The sequence below is a fragment of the Bradyrhizobium sp. SZCCHNS3052 genome, assembly GCF_032484495.1.
In the GTDB taxonomy this organism is placed as follows: Bacteria; Pseudomonadota; Alphaproteobacteria; order Rhizobiales; family Xanthobacteraceae; genus Bradyrhizobium.
Genome location: NZ_JAUETB010000014.1, coordinates 87,117 through 106,476 on the forward strand (window position 1 = coordinate 87,117; position 19,360 = coordinate 106,476).

The window sequence follows — 19,360 nt, forward strand, 5'->3', positions numbered from 1 at the left end:
CGTGCTTTCTCTAAAAGCGTTGCAGTGAGGAATGAGCGAGCGCCTGGACCGGCGCTCAGCCTCCCTTGACGGCCTTGACGATCTTCTGCGCGGCGTCGTCGAGATTGTCGGCGGGCAGCACGTTCAGACCGGACTCGCTGATGATCTTCTTGCCGAGATCGACATTGGTGCCTTCGAGGCGCACCACGAGCGGCACCTTCAGGCCGACTTCCTTGACCGCGGCCACGACGCCCTCGGCGATGACATCGCACTTCATGATGCCGCCGAAGATGTTGACCAGGATGCCCTTCACGTTCGGGTCGGCGGTGATGATCTTGAACGCCGCCGCGACCTTCTCCTTGCTGGCGCCGCCGCCGACGTCGAGGAAGTTGGCGGGCTCCATGCCGTAGAGCTTGATGATGTCCATCGTCGCCATGGCAAGGCCGGCGCCGTTGACCATGCAGCCGATGGTGCCGTCGAGCGCAACGTAGTTGAGGTCGTATTTGGAGGCCTCGATCTCCTTGGCATCTTCCTCGGTCTCGTCACGCAGCGCGACGACTTCCGGGTGCTTGAACAGCGCGTTGGAGTCGAACGACACCTTGGCGTCGAGCACGCGCAGCTGGCCCTGCTTGGTGACGACCAGCGGGTTGATCTCGAGCATCGCCATGTCCTTGGCGACGAACGCATTGTAAAGTTGGGTGGTGAGCTTCTCGGCCTGCTTGGCGAGGTCGCCGGAGAGCTTCAGCGCCTTGGCGACGGCGCGGCCGTGATGGCCCATGACGCCGGTGGCCGGGTCGACCGAGAAGGTCACGATCTTCTCGGGGGTCTCGTGGGCGACGTCCTCGATGTTGACGCCGCCTTCGGTCGACACCACGAAGGCGACCCTCGAGGTCTCGCGGTCGACCAGCAGCGACAGATAGAACTCCTTGTCGATATCCGAGCCGTCCTCGATGTAGAGGCGATTGACCTGCTTGCCGTCGGGGCCGGTCTGCACGGTCACCAGCGTCGCGCCCAGCATCTGCTTGGCGAAAGTGTTGACCTCATCGATCGACTTGGCGAGGCGGACGCCGCCCTTGTCGCCGGCCGAGGCCTCCTTGAACTTGCCCTTGCCACGGCCACCGGCGTGGATCTGGCTCTTCACGACCCAGACCGGGCCACCGAGCGTCTTCGCCGCCGCATCCGCGTCCTCCGGACGGAGAACCGGCACGCCCTTGGAAATCGGCACGCCGAACTCGTGCAGCAGTGCCTTGGCCTGATATTCGTGAATGTTCATAAGCGCTTGCTCCCCGAACCCGCGATGGGGTGACGACCAGAATTGTTGTTAGGATGTCTGGTATACCATATACCAAACATCCTGCAACTCGATGTGGGCGAGATTACGCCCCGTGAATGACCCCTGATCAGCGGCCGAGCAGGTCGGGCGCGATCTTCTTGCAGGCGTCGACCAGGCCCTGCACGGCGGCGACCGACTTGTCGAACGCCTCGCGGTCCTTGCCGGCGAGCTCGATCTCGACGATGCGCTCGACACCCTTGGAGCCGATCACGACGGGCACGCCGACATACATGTCCTTGACGCCGAACTCGCCGTTGAGATGCGCCGCGCAGGGCAGCACGCGCTTCTTGTCGCGCAGATAGCTCTCGGCCATTGCGATCGCCGACGCCGCCGGAGCGTAGTAGGCGGAGCCGGTCTTCAGCAGGTTGACGATCTCGGCGCCGCCGTTGCGGGTGCGATCGACGATCTCGTCGATGCGGGCCTGCGACGTCCAGCCCATCTTGACGAGGTCGGGCAGCGGAATGCCGGCAACGGTCGAGTACTTGGTCAGCGGAACCATGGTGTCGCCATGACCGCCGAGCACGAAGGCGGTGACGTCCTCGACCGAGACGTTGAACTCATCAGCCAGAAAGTAGCGGAAACGCGCCGAGTCGAGCACGCCGGCCATGCCGACGACCTTCTTGGCCGGAAGCCCCGAGGCCTTCTGCAGCGCCCAGACCATCGCGTCGAGCGGATTGGTGATGCAGATGACGAAGGCGTCGGGCGCGTACTTCTTGATGCCGGCGCCGACCTGCTCCATCACCTTCAGGTTGATCGACAAGAGGTCGTCGCGGCTCATGCCCGGCTTGCGCGGTACGCCCGCCGTAACGATGCACACCTTGGCGTTGTCGAGCGCCTCATAGGAGTTGGCGCCGGTGTAGTGCGCGTCGAAGCCGTCGACCGGCGATGACTGGGCGATGTCGAGCGCCTTGCCCTGCGGAACGCCTTCGGCAATGTCGAACATCACGACGTCGCCGAGCTCCTTGAGGCCGACGAGGTGAGCCAGCGTTCCGCCGATCTGACCGGAGCCAATCAAAGCAATCTTGTCGCGCGCCATGGCAAATTTTCCTTTGAACCCGAAGGAGTGAGGGAGGTTGAAAAGTCGACTGGTGGTTATCCCTTTCGCCCCGGCCGTTCAAGTCAAGCTATGGCCAATTGACGGGCCTGCCTTGATTTCGATCAGGACCGGGCGACGGCTGCTGATGATCCTTTCAGCATGATTGGCGTGGCCTTTTCGCGGCTGTGTGCCCGGCGGCTGGCGTTCGCCAAAACTCCAGTATTTGTCAGGTTTCGACCAACCCCGTGGAAGTCCCAGATGCCGCCGAGTCCTTCCGCCCGTGCGGCAGGGCCAGATAGGAGTCCGAACCCATCTCGATCAGGCGCGAGGTGGTCCGCTTGAACTCCATGGCCTCGGTGCCCTCGGTCGCGACGTAGAGCGAAATCGGGTCGGCTTCGGCGGAGGCGATCAGCTTCACGGCGTTGTCGTAGAGCGTATCGATCAGGGTGATGAACCGCTTGGCGGCATTGCGCTCGGCCAGATCCATGACCGGAACGTGATCGATCAGGATCGTATGATAGTCGTGCGCGAGCCGCAGATAGTCCGAGGCCGCCAGCGGCTTCTCGCAGAGATCGGCAAAATCGAAGCGGGCGACGCCGTTGGCGGAGCACGGGACGTGCAGGATGCGCCCCTTGATCGTCATGTCGCGCGGCTTGCACTTGGCATGGCCCGTGAGCCGCGCCCAGGCCTTGTCGAGCGCCGCTCGCGCGTCGACATCGGCCGGCACCAGCCACATCTTCACGCCGGCCAGCTTCTCCAGCCGGAAATCGGTGCGCGCGTCCAGCCGCATCACGTCCATGTGGTCGGCAATCTGCTTGATGAAGGGCAGGAACAGCGCGCGGTTGAGGCCGCCTTTGTAGAGGTCTTCAGGCGCGACGTTGGAGGTCGCCACCACCACCGTGCCGAGCTCGAACAGCCTGGCGAACAGACGTCCCAGGATCATCGCGTCGGCGATGTCGGTGACATGGAATTCGTCGAAACAGAGCAGCCAGGCCTGATCGAAGATCGCCTGCGCCGTGAGACCGATCACATCGGCATCGGCGAGTTCGCCGCGCGCGATGTTCTGGCGGTAGCCGTAGATGCGCTCATGCACCTCGGCCATGAATTCGTGAAAATGCGCGCGGCGCTTGTGCTCGACGGGACAGTTCTGGAAGAACAGGTCCATCAGCATGGTCTTGCCGCGCCCGACCTCGCCATGGACATAGAGGCCGTTCGGCGGCTCGCTCTTGTCGGCAAAAAGGCGGCCCAACAAGCCTTGCTTGCGCGTGGGCTTGTAGGTGGAGAGCCGGCGCTCCAGCGCCGCCAGGGCGTCGGCGACCTCGGCCTGGGCGAGGTCGGCCTCGATCGCACCGGTATCGACCAAAGACTGATATTGCGCGCGGAACGCGTCTGACGGAGTGGACAGCATGAGCCCACTCTAGGTCATGAGACTTACGCAAAATGCAATCCGCAAATGGTGGAAGCCGCCATGCGTCGGAGCCGTGTGGTCGTGGTATATGGCACGCAAACGCCGCCGTGATCGTTAGTCCGGGGCTAACGACGTTCGTCTTCGCTCCCGGCCTCAGCGAACGGCTGGCTTGAACGACCCCGCTGCAGACCTCACCCCCGGCGAGAGGTCGTAGGCGTCCTCGACCACATAGGGCCCGCCGCCGGTCGAGGCACGCGACGAAAACAGCACGAAGCGCTCGGCCATGAACACGCGGCTCGGGAAATAGCCGCGGACGGAGAGATAGTCGGCGACGTCCTGGCTCGACGCATCGTGCAGCCGCGCCAGCGTGACGTGGGGCACGAATTTGCGGCCCTCCGGATCGAGCCCGATCCGCTGCATGAGCCGCTCGAGCTCGGCCTGCAGCTCGATCAGGGGGCGGCTCGGCGCGACGTTGGCAACGACGGCGCGCGGCTTGCGGCCGCCGAAGCTGGAGAGACCCTGCACCGTCACTTCGAACGGCTTGCGGTTCACCCGCCACAGCATCGAGGCGATCTCGTTGGCGGAGGCGCCGTCAATGTCACCGATGAAACGCAACGTCACATGGTAATTTTCGGGATCGATCCAGCGGGCGCCGGGGAGGCCACCCCGCAAACCGGAAAGCGTGTGGCCAACCTCGGCCGGGATTTCCAGTCCAGTAAACAAACGCGGCATCGTTTCAGGACTCCCGATGCTGGAGGCTGATCTCGAAAATTGACGAGATCATGCCTTCGAGAAATGATCGACGACGAATCGCCAATGCATCATTCCTACCGAACTTATATGACTCCGCGACGGAAGGCGGGTTAACGCCGGTAAAAGCTGCGGAAAACCCGGTCCTTAAGGTTATCGCAAATGATCGACGCGGCGCTTCGTTCCGTCATTGCCCACGAAGCGGACGCAGGAATGCTTCCGCCGTAGGCAACAGCCTGGACACGATGATGTCGACGCCCGCCGCAGTGGGGTGGATGCCGTCGGCCTGGTTCAGCTTGGCGTCGGCGGCGACGCCATCGAGGAAAAATGGATACAGCGGCACGTCGAACTGCTTGGCGAGATCGGGGTAGATCGCGTTGAATTTCGCGGCGTAGTCGCTGCCGAAATTCGGCGGCGCCAGCATGCCGCACAGCATCATGGCGATGCCCCTGGCCTTCAGCCGGGTCACGATTTCGCTCAAAGCCTTGCGCGTCACGGCGGGATCGATGCCGCGCAGCGCGTCATTGGCGCCGAGCTCGACGATGACCGCTTCGGTCCCCTCCGGCACCGACCAGTCGAGCCGGTCGCGGCCGCCGGACGAGGTGTCCCCGGACACGCCGGCATTGGTGAGGTCGATCGGCAGCCCCTTGGCCTGCAACGCCTTCTGCAGCTTGGCTGGAAACGCATCCGAGGCGGACAGGCCGAGTCCCGCGCTCAAGGAATCGCCGAGAACGACGAGCTTGATCGGCTTGACGGCCTCGGCACCCGCGAACGCGGGCCCGACTGTCATCAAGGCGAGCATCAACACGAGTATGTGCACGAAGATATGTCCGCGCCTCTCGACCCGGCTTGCGGAGTTGCCATATGACCGAGCCATGGACAGTCTCATCGAAACCTCGCCTTTGGCCGGCCTTGCGCCGGACACCATTACCATCTCGAACGTCAACCTCTCGCTCGGCACCGGCGCGGCGCGGGTCCATATCCTCAAGGACATCAGCCTGCGGGTGGGACAGGGCGAGACGATCGGTCTGATCGGACCGTCGGGCTCTGGCAAGTCCACATTGCTGATGGTGATGGCGGGGCTGGAACGTCCTGATGGGGGTGAGGTGGTGGTCAACGGGACCGCTTTCAATGCCCTGGACGAGGACGCTCTGGCGCGGTTCCGCGGCCGCCAGGTCGGCATCGTCTTCCAGTCCTTCCATCTGATCCCGACCATGACGGCGCTGGAGAATGTCGCGGTGCCGCTGGAGCTGGCGGGCCATTCCGGCGCCGCCGAGCGCGCCGCCCGCGAGCTGGATTCGGTCGGACTTGGACACCGGCTGCACCACTATCCGACCCAGCTCTCGGGCGGCGAGCAGCAGCGCGTGGCGCTGGCGCGGGCACTTGCGCCGGACCCGGCCATTCTGGTGGCCGACGAGCCGACCGGCAATCTCGACGAGACCACCGGACGGCAGATCGTGGACCTGCTGTTCACCAAGCATGCCGAGCGCGGCATGACGCTGGTGCTGGTGACCCATGACAGCGGGCTTGCGCATCGTTGCGACCGCGTGGTCCGGCTGCGCTCGGGGCGAATCGAAGCCGACGGCGGCGCGCACGAGCCGGCCCTCGCATGACCACCGTCGCTGAACCGATCGCCGGCGGCCGCATGGCCGCACTGCCCGTGCGCTACGCGCTGCGCGAGCTGCGGGGAGGCCTGCGCGGCTTCTACGTCTTCATCGCCTGCATCGCGCTCGGCGTGCTCGCCATTGCCGGTGTCGGCTCGGTGGCGGCGAGCCTCAACGACGGCCTGGTTCGCGAAGGACGTACGCTGCTCGGCGGCGACGTCGCCTTTTCACTGTTCCAGCGCGAGGCCAAGCCGGAGGAGATCGACTTCCTGCGCTCGCGTGGAAAGCTGTCGCTGGCAGCGACCCTGCGCGCCATGGTGCGCTCGGGCGACGCCAAGCTGGCGCTGGTCGAGCTGAAGGCGGTCGACAACGCCTATCCGCTGCTCGGCAAGGCTGAGCTCCAGCCAGATCTGCCGATGGCCGACATCCTGGCCGAGCGCGACGGCGTCTACGGAGCTGCGGCGGATCCGGCGCTGCTGGCTCGGCTCGATCTGAGGATCGGCGACACCGTCACCATCGACACGGTCCGCTTCCAGATTCGCAGCGCGCTGCAGGCCGAGCCCGACAAATTGTCCGGCGGCATCGGCCTCGGGCCACGCTTCCTGATCAGCGAGGCGGGCCTGCGGGCCACACCGCTGCTGCAGCCGGGCAGCCTGGTGCGCTGGACCTACCGGGTCCGGCTGCCCGACAATGCCAAGGACGACCACGCGGCGGCGTCCTTCATCGCCGATACCCGCCTGACGCTGCCCTCGGCCGGATGGGAGATCCGCAGCCGCAGCAACGCCTCGCCGCAACTGGAGCGGACGATCGGCCGCTTCACCCAGTTCCTCACCCTGGTCGGTCTCGCCGCCCTGCTGGTCGGCGGCGTCGGCGTCGCCAATGCGGTCAAGAGCCATGTCGACCGTCGGACCGAGGTGATCGCGGCCTTCAAGGCCCTCGGCGCCACCAGCCGCGACGTGTTCGGCATCTACCTCGTGCAGGTGATGGTGCTCGCCACGATCGGTTCGATCATCGGCCTCAGCGCCGGGGCGGCCCTGCCGTTTGCCATCGTCGGGCTGTTCGGCAACATCCTGCCGCTGCCCGTGATCCCGGCCATTCATTCGGACGAGCTGGCGCTGTCCTTCGTCTATGGTCTGCTCACCGCACTGGCGTTCGGTCTGTGGCCGCTCGGGCGCATACGCGACGTGCCGGTGGCGGCGTTGTTCCGCGAGGCGGTTATCGCCGAATGGCACCGTCCGCGCTGGAGCTATCTGGTGCTGATCGCGGGCACCGTCGCGCTGCTGATCGCAGTCGTGATCGGCCTGTCCTACGACAAGCGCATCGCAGCCGTGTTCGTCGTCGCCGCCACGCTGGTGTTCGTGCTGTTGCGCGGCATTGCCGCCGCGGTGATGGCGATTGCGCGCGCCCTGCCGCGCAGCCGCTTCCCGATGCTGCGGCTGGCGGTCAGCAATATCTATCGCCCGGGCGCGCTGACACCGTCCGTGGTGCTCTCGCTCGGGCTGGGACTCGCCGTGCTGGTCACGATTACCCAGATCGACGGCAATCTGCGACGCCAGTTCCTGGCTCAACTGCCGGAACAGGCGCCGTCGTTTTTCTTCATCGACGTCCCCTCCGGCGAGGCCGACCGCTTCCGCGACTTCCTCAAGGACCTCGCCCCTCAATCCACTGTCGAAGACGTGCCGATGCTGCGCGGGCGCATCGTCTCCGCCCGCGGCGTGCGCGCCGAGGACCTCAAGGCGACGACGGACACCGAATGGGTGCTGCAGAGCGACCGCGGCCTGACGTATACCGCCGAGGTTCCCAAAGGATCCAAGGTCGTCGAGGGCGAGTGGTGGGGCGAGACCTACAGCGGCCCGCCGCTGGTTTCGATCGAGAAGCGGATCGCCGACGGTCTCGGCCTCAAGCTCGGTGACGACATCGTGGTCAACGTGCTCGGACGCGACATCACGGCGCGGATCGGGAACATGCGCGCCATCGACTGGCAGGGGCTCGGCATCAATTTCGTGCTGGTGTTCTCCCCGAATGCCTTCAAGGGAGCGCCGCACACCCATGTCGCCACCCTCACCGAGGCGCGCTCCGATACCGCCGAGGATGCCCGTGTCATCCGCAAGGTGGCCGACGCCTTCCCGATGGTGACCAGCGTGCGGGTCCGCGAGGTGATGGAGACGGTGGGCTCGGTGGTCTCCAACCTCGCGCTCGCCATCCGCGGCGCCAGTGCGGTGACGCTGATCTCGGCCATCCTGGTGCTGGGCGGCGCGCTGGCAGCCGGCCACCGCCACCGGGTCTACGATGCCGTCATCCTGAAGACCCTGGGCGCGACAAGGCTGCGGCTGCTCGGCGCCTACGCGCTGGAATATCTGATGATCGGGTTTGCCACCGCCGCGTTCGGCGTCATCGCCGGCTCGGTGTCCGCCTGGCTGATCGTGACCCGGCTGATGACGTTGAGCTTCGCCTGGCAGGCCGGCAGCGCCGCGCTGGTCGTCGTAGCCGCGCTGATCGTGACGGTCGGCCTCGGTCTGGCCGGCACGCTGCTGGCGCTCAACCAGAAGCCCGCGACGGTTCTTCGGAATCTGTAGCGGCTTGCGCGCTCATGCCGCACGGTTAACGCGATTTCTGCGGCTGGGACGCGCGCGGAGCGACATTCAGCCGCGCGTGGAAGCTTGCGGCAGATATGCTAGTTTCCCATCTAGGGAATGGGCTCAGAGACCTGCCAAAAGATGGCGAATTTGCCGATGACGCAAATTTAATATCTGCAGCAGTGGGTATGAGATAGGGTTTTTCGAGAACCGGCCAACGGTCCTGTCAGGACCGGGCTGCCGGGCAACCAACGGGAATCGACCATGTCGGACCTAGACCGCAACTATGCTTCACCCTTTGGCCGGGTGGCCGGGCGCGCCGATGCCGCGACCGTCGACGCCGGTCTGCGCGCCTACATGCTGCGCATCTACAATTACATGAGCATCGGCCTAGCCATCACCGGCCTTGCGGCACTGGGCGTCTACATGGCGTCGGTGACCGGCGATCCGGCGGCCGGCGTGTTCAAGTTCGGTAACGCCTATCTGACGCAGTTCGGCTACGCGATGTTCGTGAGCCCGCTGAAGTGGCTGTTCATCCTGGCCCCCCTGGTCATGGTGTTCGCGATCTCGGCCGGCATCAACCGCTTGGCGCCGTCGACCGCACAGATCCTGTTCTGGGTGTTCTCGGCCTTGATGGGCATCTCGCTGTCGTCGATCTTCCTGGTGTACACCCACACCTCGATCGTGCGGGTGTTCTTCATCACCGCGGCGACGTTCGGCGCGCTGAGCCTCTACGGCTACACGACCAAGCGTGACATGACGGGCATGGGCTCGTTCCTGTTCATGGGCCTGATCGGCATCGTGCTGGCGAGCCTCGTGAACCTGTTCCTGGCGAGCTCGATGCTGCAGTTCATCGTCTCGGTGATCGGCGTGTTCGTGTTCGCCGGCCTGACCGCCTGGGACACGCAGCGTCTGAAGAATGAGTACATCTACGGCTACGCTTCCGCGGGCGGCGACATCGCGGAGCGCGCGGCAATCACCGGCGCCCTGTCGCTGTACTTGAACTTCATCAACCTGTTCACGCTGCTGCTGCAGTTGCTCGGACAGCGCGACTGATCCAAGCGCTCGAACGAGCGACCTTCGAAGCCCCGGCCTCACCGCCGGGGCTTTTCGTTTGCACAAACCCCGATTGTGACCGGCGCAAAGCCGCAGCGGCAGCCATGCCGCGAGGCCGGATTGATCGCCGCGTCCGCCTGGGTATGCTTCCCCCCATGTCCGACATTGAAATCCGGCCCACCCAGGAGGCCGACCTTCCCGCCATCACCGCCATCTACGGCCAAGCCGTCCGCGAGGGCACGGCCACCTTCGAGCTCGACCCTCCGGATCTGGCGGAGATGACGCGCCGCTTCCGGGCGCTCCGCGACGGCGGCTTCCCCTATTTCGCTGCCCTGCTGGACGGAGAGGTGGTGGGCTATGCCTATGCCGGGCCCTACCGGCCCCGCCCTGCCTATCGCTTCACGGTGGAGAACTCGGTCTATCTCGCTCCGGCCAGCCAGCGTCGCGGCATCGGGATGCGCCTGATGCGGCGGCTGATCGACGCCTGTGAGGAGGGAGGCTTTCGCCAGATGATCGCCGTCATCGGCGACTCCGCCAATTCCGGCTCGGTCGGGCTGCATACCGCCTGCGGCTTCCAGATGATCGGCACCCACCCGAGCGTCGGCCTGAAATTCGGCCGCTGGCTCGATACCGTGATGATGCAGCGCCCGCTCGGGGCCGGGAGCAGCGACGTCCCGGCGTAAGGCAGCGCCAGTCGGAATGTCATGATCAAGCCGGAGCGCGTGGGATCAGACCAGGGCTGGTTTGGGCGCGATCACCAGCAGCACGCGCTCGAGCTCGTGGCCGCGGCGCAGGATCAGCCCGGTGGCCGAGATCACGCTGTACATGCCCTGCTTGCGTGCGAGACGCGGATCCTTCTCGATGCGGTAGATCGGCACCTCGGACGCCCGGCGAAACACGGAGAAGACGGCCCGGTCACGCAGGAAGTCGATCGAATAGTCGCGCCACTCGCCGTCGGCGACCATGCGGCCGTAGAGGTTCAGGATGCGGTTCAGCTCCAGGCGGTCGAACGTCACCCGGCTCGGCGCTGCGGCCGCACTGCGCGCCGCCGCGCGGTTCTCGCTGGGGTCGGCGTCCTCCGGCGTGAGGTTCATTGGCGTCCTCCTGTCATCCGTGTGACATGATCGCGCCATCCGGCAGAAGCCGCAAGGGGCCGTTTTCGTTGTTGAAGTTCGACCGAGCCTGCGAGGCCGTCGGTTCCGCGAACACGCAAGCGTCACGGGATCGTTAGCAGAATCATAATCGCGCCGTCTTTCCGCCCACCGACCGCCCCCGACCTTCGGCATAAGATTCGTGTGCGTTGGCCCGGTCCTTTCGGTTCCGGATTCCTCAGCCCCCAGCCCCCCGGGGTCGTCAGGATCGGGTCTATTCACAAGTAAGGCAAAGGGCCAACGCAAGTTGGTCCTTTTGCTTTTCTGGCGTGAGCTGCACGTAAGATTGTCGGGACGCGCCGTCGCACGGACGTGACGCGCCTAACGCAGGTCAGCGAAAACGAAGATCAGGACGACGGAAGATCAGCGCTCGGGACCGCGCGCTGTTGCTGAAGCCCGTCCGCCCAACGGCAACTCGGAAAAGGCGGCCCCGAGCATCGGCCCAGGGCGGTCGCGACTGCCGTCCTGCACATAGACGACGGTGCCATCGACGCCCTCGCGGGCGATCTTCTCCAGCGGCACGCTCCATCTGACCGGCGACCCATTCCAGTCACCCAGCTTCTGAAGACCGCGAACGACGTTGTAATAGGTCAGATCACGGCCGCTGTTCTCGCCGCGGCCGACCGAGATCGGGACCACCCGCGAGATCGAGCAGACCCAGACCTCGCCGTGCTTGCGCGGCATCTGGTCGTTGGCCGCGGCCACGGAGACAGTAAGGTCCTGGCCGTCGACCGACAGCCTCACCGGCACCGACATCACGCTGCCACCCTGGACGGTCTCCTCGATGGCGCCCTCGATCGCCTCGCGGTCGCTGCCGATCACATGCACGGAGCCGTTGACCACCGCCTGCGGCGTATAGACCTCGCGGTCGCCGCGCGCACGAGAATAGGCCCGCTGCCGGGCCGTGAAGCGGGAGTCGGCCAGCGTGTCCTTCCAGCCGAGATAGTCCCAGTAGTCTATCGGCAGGGACAGCGCGATCACCGAAGGATCTCTGGCGAGCTCGCCGAGGATCTTGTCAGCCGGCGGGCAGGACGAACAGCCTTGCGAGGTGAAGAGTTCGATCACCGCACGGGGATCGGACGCAGCGGGCCGGACGAAAGCGATGACCGCACAGACACTCAGCGCTGCGCGCGACCACCACGACATCTGTCCACTCATCGCCACTGTCCCGTCTGGACCACCGTCCGCTGCGCCCTGTGCATCACTGCATCCGCGATGCCGTCCTCGTAGTTAACAAACCGAAAATGCAAAAGAGGCGGCCTTTGTCATAGGCCGCCTCCTTCATCACCCGCTACTCACTTCAGAGTGAGCCAAACTGTCGCATCGCGCGTTGGTTAAGCGGCGAGCTTGCGCAGCACGTAGTGCAGGATGCCGCCGTTGCGGTAGTAGTCGAGCTCGTCGAGCGTATCGATCCGGCAGAGCAGCGGCACCTGCTGCGCCGCACCGTCGGCCGAGACGATCTCGGCGGTCAGGGTTTGGCGCGGCTTCAGGTCGCCTTGCAGGCCCTTGATGGTAACCTTCTCGTCGCCCTTGAGGCCGAGCGAGGACCAGGACGTGCCTTCTTGGAAGGTGAGCGGCAGCACGCCCATACCCACCAGATTGGAGCGATGGATGCGCTCGAAGCTCTGGCAGATCACGGCACGGACGCCCAGCAGCCGGGTACCTTTGGCGGCCCAGTCGCGCGACGAACCGTTGCCGTATTCGGCGCCGGCGAACAACACCAGCGGCACGCCCTCTTCCTGATACTTCATCGCGGCGTCGTAGATCGACATCTGCTCGCCGTCGGGCCAGTGCTTGGTCAGGCCGCCCTCGGGAATGTTGCCGTCGGCACCCTTGAGCATGAAGTTCTTGATGCGGATGTTGGCGAAGGTGCCGCGCATCATGATCTCGTGATTGCCGCGGCGCGTGCCATACTGGTTGAAGTCAGCCGGGCGGACCTGGTGCTCGCTAAGGAACTTGCCGGCAGGCGAAGTCAGCTTGATCGAACCGGCCGGCGAGATGTGGTCGGTCGTGATCTTGTCGCCGAACAGCGCCAGCACGCGGGCCTCGACGATGTCCTTGATCGGCTCGGGCTCCTTCTTCATGCCCTCGAAATACGGCGGGTTCTGCACGTAGGTCGACGACATGTTCCAGCGATAGGTCTCGCTCTCGACCGTCTTGATCTTGCGCCAGTTGGTGTCGCCCTTGAACACGTCGGCGTAGCGCTTCTTGAAGATCGACGCCTTGACGAACTTCTTGACGAAGTCGTTGACCTCCTTGGTCGTCGGCCAGATGTCCTTCAGGTAGACCGGCTTCTTGTCCTTGCCGATGCCGATCGGCTCGACCGAAAGATCCTTGGTCACGGTGCCGGCCAGCGCATAGGCCACGACCAGCGGCGGCGAGGCCAGATAGTTGGCCTGCACGTCCGGCGAGACGCGGCCTTCGAAGTTGCGGTTACCCGACAGCACGGCCGCCGCGACCACGCCGTTGTCGTTGATCGACTTCGAGATCTCCTCCGGCAGCGGGCCGGAATTGCCGATGCAGGTGGTGCAGCCGAATCCGACGAGGTTGAAGCCGACCTTGTCGAGGTCCTTCTGCAGGCCCGAGTTGGCAAGGTATTCGGCAACCACCTGACTGCCGGGAGCGAGGGAGGTCTTCACCCACGGCTTGGCCTTGAGGCCCTTGGCGGCGGCGTTGCGGGCCAGCAGGCCGGCGCCGATCAGCACGCTCGGGTTGGAGGTGTTGGTGCAGGAGGTGATGGCGGCGATGACGACGTCGCCATGGCCGATGTCGAAGTCCTTGCCCTCGACCGGGAAGCGCTGCGCAGCGGCATCCGGCTTCTTGTACTCGCCGGCCAGCGCAGTCGCGAAGCCTTCGGCCACTGCGGGGAGCGCGATGCGGCCTTCGGGGCGCTTCGGACCGGCCATCGACGGCACGACGTCGGCGAGATCGAGCGTCAGCGTCTGCGTGAACACCGGGTCCGGCGACTTGGCAGTGCGGAACAGACCCTGCGCCTTGGCATAGGCCTCGACCAGCGCGACGCGCGGCGCCTTGCGACCCGAGGTCTTGAGATAGTCGATGGTGGCGGCGTCAACCGGGAAGAAGCCGCAGGTCGCTCCGTACTCGGGAGCCATGTTGGCAATGGTCGACTTGTCGGCGACCGAGAGATGGTCGAGGCCGGGGCCGAAGAACTCGACGAACTTGCCGACCACGCCGAGCTTGCGCAGCATCTGGGTGACGGTCAGCACCAGGTCGGTCGCGGTCACGCCTTCCTTCAACGCGCCGGTCAGCTTGAAGCCGACGACGTCGGGCAGCAGCATCGACAGCGGCTGGCCGAGCATGCAGGCCTCGGCCTCGATGCCGCCAACGCCCCAGCCGAGCACGGCGAGACCATTGACCATGGTGGTGTGGGAGTCAGTGCCGACCAGCGAATCCGGATAGGCGACCTCGAAGGTGCCCTTGGTGCGGCCGACCGTCATCTTCTCCTTCTTGGTCCAGACCGTCTGCGCCAGGTATTCGAGGTTGACCTGGTGGCAGATGCCGGTGCCGGGCGGCACGACCGAGAAGTTCGAGAACGCCTTCTGGCCCCATTTCAGGAATTCGTAACGCTCCTGGTTCTGCTTGTACTCCTCGGCGACGTTCTTGCCGAACGCCTTGTTGTCACCGAAGTAGTTCACGATCACCGAGTGGTCGATGACGAGATCGACCGGCACCAGCGGGTTGATCTTCTCGGCATCGCCGCCGAGCTTCTGCATTGCGTTGCGCATCGCCGCGAGGTCGACCACCGCCGGCACGCCGGTGAAATCCTGCATCAGCACGCGCGCCGGGCGGAAGGCGATCTCATGTTCCAGCGACTTCTTGCGCAGCCATTTGGACACTGCGACGATGTCGTCCTTGGTGACGGTGCGGCCGTCCTCGTTGCGCAGCAGGTTCTCGAGCAGCACCTTCATCGAATACGGCAGCTTGGAGATGTCCTTGAGACCGTTCTTCTCGGCTGTGGGCAAGCTGTAATAGATGTAGCTCTTCGTTCCGACCTTGAGGGTCTTGCGACACTTGAAGCTGTCGAGCGAGGTCATGCGTGGAAATCCCAATTGATCTGTATACCCGGAGGGGGTATTTAAGAACCGTCAGCGCGAGGCGCCGAATGGCTTGCAGCGGGCGATTGTGTGCTGCATCAAGGTCGGGCTTATAGAAGCTTTCTAACTGCGCCGCCACAGAGACAAGCAAGTCCCGACGTGGCATCACCCACAAATTCTCACGCGCTAGCCATCAATTCCCTAGGGGCTGTCACGACGGGCCATGCAGGCGACTTCAACATTGTCTCCGAAGCTGTTCGGCCGCGACGTCAGGTGCGTGCGCGGCGGTCGCGAGGTGTTCGCAGGACTAGCCTTCGAAGCAGTCGCGGGCGAGGCGCTGGCGGTGACCGGACACAATGGTGCGGGCAAGACATCACTGCTGCGGTTGATTGCCGGCCTGCTGCTGCCGGCGGGCGGCTCGATCGCCATCGAGGGCGGTGAGAGCGAGCTCACGGTGCCCGAGCAGGCGCATTATCTCGGCCACCGCGACGCGCTGAAGCCGGCGCTCACCGTGCGCGAAAACCTGACCTTCTGGGCCGAATTCCTCGGCGGCGGCATCACGCGGCCGATCCCCGACTGCCTCGCGGCCGTCGGCATCGCCCACGCCATTGACCTGCCCGCCGCCTATCTGTCCGCCGGCCAGCGCCGCCGGCTGTCGCTGGCCCGCCTGCTCGCGGTGCCGCGCCTGCTCTGGCTGCTCGATGAACCGACCGCGGCGCTCGACGTCGCCGGGCAGGCGATGTTCGCGGGGCTGATGCGGGAGCATCTCGCCGGGGGTGGGCTGATTGTCGCGGCGACGCACGGCCCGCTCGGCATCGACACACGCGAGCTGCGGATCGGGGAGGCTCGATGATTCCCTCTCGCCTCTTCGCAGTCCCACCCACCGCTCTCTCCGTTCCCGCCCCCCTTGTGGGGGAAGGTCAGGGACGGGGGTGCCCCACGACGCGCTCTAACTTGTTTGACGAGATTCGGTCGCACCAACCAACGTCCCATCGGCGCGCCGCCTCCTCCCCCTTGCGGGGAGGGGGCGGCGGTCCACAACGGCAGCGTCACCTGGAGCCACCCCCCTCCCCAGCCCTCCCCCACAAGGGGGAAGGGAGCGCAGTTTGCGGGTCGAGGGAGCGCGGCTCACCATCTGCCATCAAGCAATCAGCCGAGGCCCTATCCGCATGACCGCCCTCGGTGCCCTCATCCGCCGCGACATCAGGATCGCGCTGCGTATCGGCGGCGGCGCGTTGATCGGCGTGCTGTTCTTTCTTACCGTCGTGGTGCTGATGCCATTCGCGGTCGGGCCGGATCTGGCGCTGCTGACCCGGCTCGGCCCCGCCATCCTCTGGCTCGGCGCCCTGCTCTCCAGCCTGCTCACCCTGGACCGGCTGTTCACCGCCGACCACGAGGACGGCTCGCTCGACCTGGTCGTGATGAGCCGGACACCGCTGGAGCTGGCCTGCGCCGCCAAGGCGCTGGCGCATTGGCTCGCCGCCGGCCTGCCGCTGGTGATCGCGACGCCCGTGCTCGGCCTGCTGCTCAACCTCGACGCCACAGCGACCGGCGCCGTCGCGCTGACGTTGTTGGCGGGCACGCCTGCCCTGACCTTCATCGGCATGATCGGTGCAGCACTGGCTGTGACGATGCACCGCGGCGGGCTGCTGCTGGCGGTCTTGGTGCTGCCACTTTCGATCCCAGTGCTGATCTTCGGCGTCGCGGCGTCGCAGGCGGCCATCGTCGGCCCGCTGCCGTTCGGGGCGCCGTTCTCGATCCTGTGCGCATTGTCGCTGGTGAGTTTCGTGATCGGCCCGTTCGCCGCCGCGACAAGCTTGCGGAACGGGCTGGATTGACCCGCCGCCCGCCGGGGTTTGACCATGATCAACTCTTACCTAGCGGCGTCGTGCTGATTGCCTGCAACCGCTTCCGCCTTTAACAAGGGTCTCATGTCGCTGATCGACCTCGCCAATCCCACCCGGTTCCTTGCGCTGGCGGCGCGGCTGCTGCCGTGGCTGGCGCTGGTCACGGCCGCGCTGCTGGCTGCCGGCCTGTACCTCTCCGCGCTGGCGCCCGACGACTATCAGCAGGGCGCGACCGTCAAGATCATGTTCATCCACGTGCCCAATGCCTGGCTGTCGATGTTCGTCTGGAGCATCATGAGCATCGCCTCGCTCGGCACCTTGGTGTGGCGGCATCCGCTCGCCGACGTCGCTGCCAAGGCCGCCGCCCCGATCGGCGCCAGCTTCACGTTCCTCGCTCTCCTCACCGGCTCGCTGTGGGGCCGGCCGATGTGGGGCACCTATTGGGAGTGGGATGCGCGGCTGACCTCGGTGCTGATTCTGTTCCTGATGTATCTCGGCCTGATGGCGCTGTGGCGCGCGGTCGAGGATCCGACCCGCGCCGCCCGCGCTGCCGCCGTGCTGACGCTGGTTGGCGCGATCAACCTGCCGATCATCAAGTTCTCCGTCGACTGGTGGAACACGCTGCATCAACCGGCGTCGGTGATGCGAATGGGCGGTCCGGCGCTCGACAAATCATTCCTGATCCCGCTGCTGGTGATGGCAGTCGGGTTCTCGTTCCTGTTCATTACCCTGCATGTCGCGGCGATGCGCAACGAGATCCTGCGCCGGCGCGTCCGCAGCCTGCAGATGATGCAGGCCCGCGCCTACACCACGGCCGCACCAGCCGACGATGCGGCAGGCCAGATCGCGGGAGCGGCTTGACATGGACCTTGGCCCCTATACCTCCTTCATCGCGACCTCCTATCTTGCAGCGGCGCTGGTCGTGATGCTGCTGATCGGCTGGATCGCCATCGACTACCGCACCCAGAAGGCGCGCTTGCGCGCGCTCGAGGACAGCGGCATCAGCCGCCGTTCCGGCCGCGCCGCGACGGATATCCAATGATCGAACAGGCTGCGACGGAGCCGGCGCCGCGGCGCCGCTCATTCCTCATGCTGCTGCCGCTGGTGGTGTTCCTCGGGCTGGCGGCGCTGTTCTGGTCGCGCCTCGGCAACGGCGACCCGTCGCGCATTCCATCCGCGCTGATCGGCCGCCCCGCGCCGGCCACGCCGCTGCCGGCGCTGCCGGAACTGGCGAGGGACGGCACGCCGGTGCCCGGCCTCGACCCGGCTGCACTCAAGGGCAAGGTCAGCATCATCAACGTCTGGGCATCGTGGTGCGTGCCCTGCCACGACGAGGCGCCGCTGCTGGTCGAGCTCGGCCGCGACAAGCGCTTCCAGATCATCGGCATCAACTACAAGGACGGCGCCGACAACGCCCGCCGCTTCCTCGGCCGCTACGGCAACCCCTATGACGTCGTCGGCGTCGACGGCAACGGCCGCGCGGGCATCGAATGGGGCGTCTACGGCGTGCCCGAGACCTTCGTCGTCGGCCGCGAGGGCACCATCGTCTACAAGCTGGTCGGCCCGATCACGGCGCAGAACATCGATGCGGTGTTGAAGCCGGAAATCGAGAAGGCGCTGAAGGTGGGTTCGTAAGCCTCGCGCAGCCATCGGAGCTTCAGCGGCAAACACGCTCCTCTCTCTGCGTCGTCATTCCGGGGCGGCGCGAAGCGACGAGCCCGGAATCCATACTCACGAGCGGTCGTTTGGCGAAGACGGGCGCCACAGCCATCTCGCGTCACACGCCTTGTCGTGGTTATGGATTCCGGGCTCACGCCGCTGCGCGGCGCGCTCCGGAATGACGGCGCGGAGAACCTCGAAGCGAAGCGATCCGGAGCATCTACGGGCCTTGGATTGCTTCGTCGCTACGCTCCTCGCGATGACCGCGTTCGGGGCAGCTACCCCTTGCTCACATCCCCTTCCGCCGCATCGCTGGCTTCGAGCGACGCCGGGTCCTGATGGTAGCGCTTGATCAGCGGCATCTGGGCGATGGCGAAGATCATGGTCAGCGGCACGACGCCGAACGCCTTGAAGCCGACCCAGAAATCGGTGCTCTGCGTGCGCCAGATGATCTCGTTCAGCACCGCCATCGCGGCAAAGAACAACGCCCAGCGGAAGGTGAGGATGCGCCAGCCTGCGGCCGTCAGGTTGAACATCTGATCGAACATGATCGCGATGAAGGAGCGGTTGAACAGCAGCCCGCCGCCGAGCACGGCCGCGAACAGGCCGTAGATGATGGTCGGCTTGACCTTGATGAAGGTCTCGTCGTGCAGCACCAGGGTCAGCGTGCCGAACACGATGACGACGACGGCGGTCACCAGCGCCATCAGCGGGACGTGCCGCGTCACGACATAGGACGCGATCAGCGCCGCGATGATCGCAACCATGAACGCGCCGGTCGCAGCGAACAGATTGAACTTGGCGTTGACCACGAAGAAGATGATCAGCGGGCCAAGTTCGGTCGCGAGCTTGAACAGCGGGTGCGGCTGGGTCTTGTCCATTCAGTGTCCTGTTGGCTGCAGCCAC

18 protein-coding genes are annotated in these 19,360 nt (G+C 65.5%); 9 read left to right on the forward strand and 9 right to left on the reverse strand.

Going from position 1 to position 19,360, the window contains the following annotated elements; all coding sequences use genetic code 11:
- Nucleotides 1-55 precede the first annotated feature (55 nt).
- The 5 genes from sucC to QX073_RS29935 all read right to left on the reverse strand — a co-directional run bounded on the left by sucC (nucleotide 56) and on the right by QX073_RS29935 (nucleotide 5,326).
- Complete coding sequence (gene sucC, locus QX073_RS29915) at nucleotides 56-1,252, reverse strand: ADP-forming succinate--CoA ligase subunit beta (protein WP_315715925.1); 1,197 nt, start codon at nucleotides 1,250-1,252, stop codon at nucleotides 56-58.
- 127 nt (nucleotides 1,253-1,379) lie between these two features.
- Nucleotides 1,380-2,348, reverse strand: a complete 969-nt coding sequence (mdh, locus tag QX073_RS29920) for a malate dehydrogenase (protein WP_009031546.1) — start codon at nucleotides 2,346-2,348, stop codon at nucleotides 1,380-1,382.
- Between the two features lie 226 nt (nucleotides 2,349-2,574).
- Nucleotides 2,575-3,756: a cell division protein ZapE gene (zapE, locus tag QX073_RS29925; protein WP_316186415.1), complete on the reverse strand. Its 1,182-nt coding sequence runs from the start codon at nucleotides 3,754-3,756 to the stop codon at nucleotides 2,575-2,577.
- A gap of 153 nt (nucleotides 3,757-3,909) precedes the next feature.
- Nucleotides 3,910-4,488 carry an RNA 2',3'-cyclic phosphodiesterase gene (thpR, locus tag QX073_RS29930; protein WP_315715923.1) on the reverse strand — a complete coding sequence of 193 codons (579 nt, stop codon included), beginning with the start codon at nucleotides 4,486-4,488 and terminating at the stop codon, nucleotides 3,910-3,912.
- Between the two features lie 205 nt (nucleotides 4,489-4,693).
- Nucleotides 4,694-5,326 carry an arylesterase gene (locus QX073_RS29935; RefSeq protein WP_316173396.1) on the reverse strand — a complete coding sequence of 211 codons (633 nt, stop codon included), beginning with the start codon at nucleotides 5,324-5,326 and terminating at the stop codon, nucleotides 4,694-4,696.
- Between the two features lie 55 nt (nucleotides 5,327-5,381).
- On the opposite strand from QX073_RS29935, the gene QX073_RS29940 reads away from it, so the two are divergent.
- The 4 genes from QX073_RS29940 (at nucleotide 5,382) to QX073_RS29955 (ending at nucleotide 10,425) form a co-directional block, all read left to right on the forward strand.
- Complete coding sequence (locus tag QX073_RS29940; protein ID WP_315750630.1) at nucleotides 5,382-6,119, forward strand: ABC transporter ATP-binding protein; 738 nt, start codon at nucleotides 5,382-5,384, stop codon at nucleotides 6,117-6,119.
- Nucleotides 6,116-8,686 (forward strand): ABC transporter permease, encoded by a 2,571-nt coding sequence (locus QX073_RS29945; protein ID WP_316193709.1) that lies wholly within the window; start codon nucleotides 6,116-6,118, stop codon nucleotides 8,684-8,686. The genes QX073_RS29940 and QX073_RS29945 overlap by 4 nt, the downstream gene beginning before the upstream one ends.
- Before the next feature lie 264 nt (nucleotides 8,687-8,950).
- Nucleotides 8,951-9,742 (forward strand): Bax inhibitor-1/YccA family protein, encoded by a 792-nt coding sequence (locus QX073_RS29950; protein WP_250172563.1) that lies wholly within the window; start codon nucleotides 8,951-8,953, stop codon nucleotides 9,740-9,742.
- A gap of 155 nt (nucleotides 9,743-9,897) precedes the next feature.
- Entirely contained in the window at nucleotides 9,898-10,425 is a 528-nt protein-coding gene (locus QX073_RS29955; protein WP_315716183.1) for a GNAT family N-acetyltransferase, read from the forward strand.
- 45 nt (nucleotides 10,426-10,470) lie between these two features.
- On the opposite strand, the gene QX073_RS29960 is transcribed toward QX073_RS29955, so the two are convergent.
- The 3 genes from QX073_RS29960 to acnA all read right to left on the reverse strand — a co-directional run bounded on the left by QX073_RS29960 (nucleotide 10,471) and on the right by acnA (nucleotide 14,948).
- Nucleotides 10,471-10,836, reverse strand: a complete 366-nt coding sequence (locus tag QX073_RS29960) for a DUF2794 domain-containing protein (RefSeq protein WP_315750627.1) — start codon at nucleotides 10,834-10,836, stop codon at nucleotides 10,471-10,473.
- 420 nt (nucleotides 10,837-11,256) lie between these two features.
- Nucleotides 11,257-12,039, reverse strand: coding sequence for a DUF1223 domain-containing protein (locus QX073_RS29965; RefSeq protein ID WP_315716182.1), 783 nt, complete (start codon nucleotides 12,037-12,039; stop codon nucleotides 11,257-11,259).
- A 188-nt stretch (nucleotides 12,040-12,227) separates the two neighbouring features.
- Nucleotides 12,228-14,948 (reverse strand): aconitate hydratase AcnA, encoded by a 2,721-nt coding sequence (gene acnA, locus QX073_RS29970; protein WP_316226816.1) that lies wholly within the window; start codon nucleotides 14,946-14,948, stop codon nucleotides 12,228-12,230.
- A 223-nt stretch (nucleotides 14,949-15,171) separates the two neighbouring features.
- Here acnA and ccmA point away from each other — a divergent pair, with 223 nt between their 5' ends.
- The 5 genes from ccmA to QX073_RS29995 all read left to right on the forward strand — a co-directional run bounded on the left by ccmA (nucleotide 15,172) and on the right by QX073_RS29995 (nucleotide 18,430).
- Complete coding sequence (gene ccmA, locus QX073_RS29975; RefSeq protein WP_316226817.1) at nucleotides 15,172-15,801, forward strand: heme ABC exporter ATP-binding protein CcmA; 630 nt, start codon at nucleotides 15,172-15,174, stop codon at nucleotides 15,799-15,801.
- Between the two features lie 316 nt (nucleotides 15,802-16,117).
- A complete protein-coding gene (gene ccmB, locus QX073_RS29980) occupies nucleotides 16,118-16,786 on the forward strand; it encodes a heme exporter protein CcmB (protein WP_315740697.1) in 669 nt (222 codons plus the stop codon).
- A gap of 93 nt (nucleotides 16,787-16,879) precedes the next feature.
- Complete coding sequence (locus QX073_RS29985; RefSeq protein ID WP_315750625.1) at nucleotides 16,880-17,656, forward strand: heme ABC transporter permease; 777 nt, start codon at nucleotides 16,880-16,882, stop codon at nucleotides 17,654-17,656.
- Between the two features lies 1 nt (nucleotide 17,657).
- Nucleotides 17,658-17,837, forward strand: a complete 180-nt coding sequence (gene ccmD / locus QX073_RS29990; protein ID WP_315715913.1) for a heme exporter protein CcmD — start codon at nucleotides 17,658-17,660, stop codon at nucleotides 17,835-17,837.
- Nucleotides 17,834-18,430, forward strand: a complete 597-nt coding sequence (locus QX073_RS29995) for a DsbE family thiol:disulfide interchange protein (protein WP_315715912.1) — start codon at nucleotides 17,834-17,836, stop codon at nucleotides 18,428-18,430. Before ccmD ends, QX073_RS29995 begins: the two co-directional genes overlap by 4 nt.
- Before the next feature lie 302 nt (nucleotides 18,431-18,732).
- Here the strand turns inward: QX073_RS29995 and QX073_RS30000 are convergent, their stop codons facing one another.
- Nucleotides 18,733-19,335: a septation protein A gene (locus tag QX073_RS30000; protein WP_315715911.1), complete on the reverse strand. Its 603-nt coding sequence runs from the start codon at nucleotides 19,333-19,335 to the stop codon at nucleotides 18,733-18,735.
- Nucleotides 19,336-19,360: the final 25 nt, after the last annotated feature.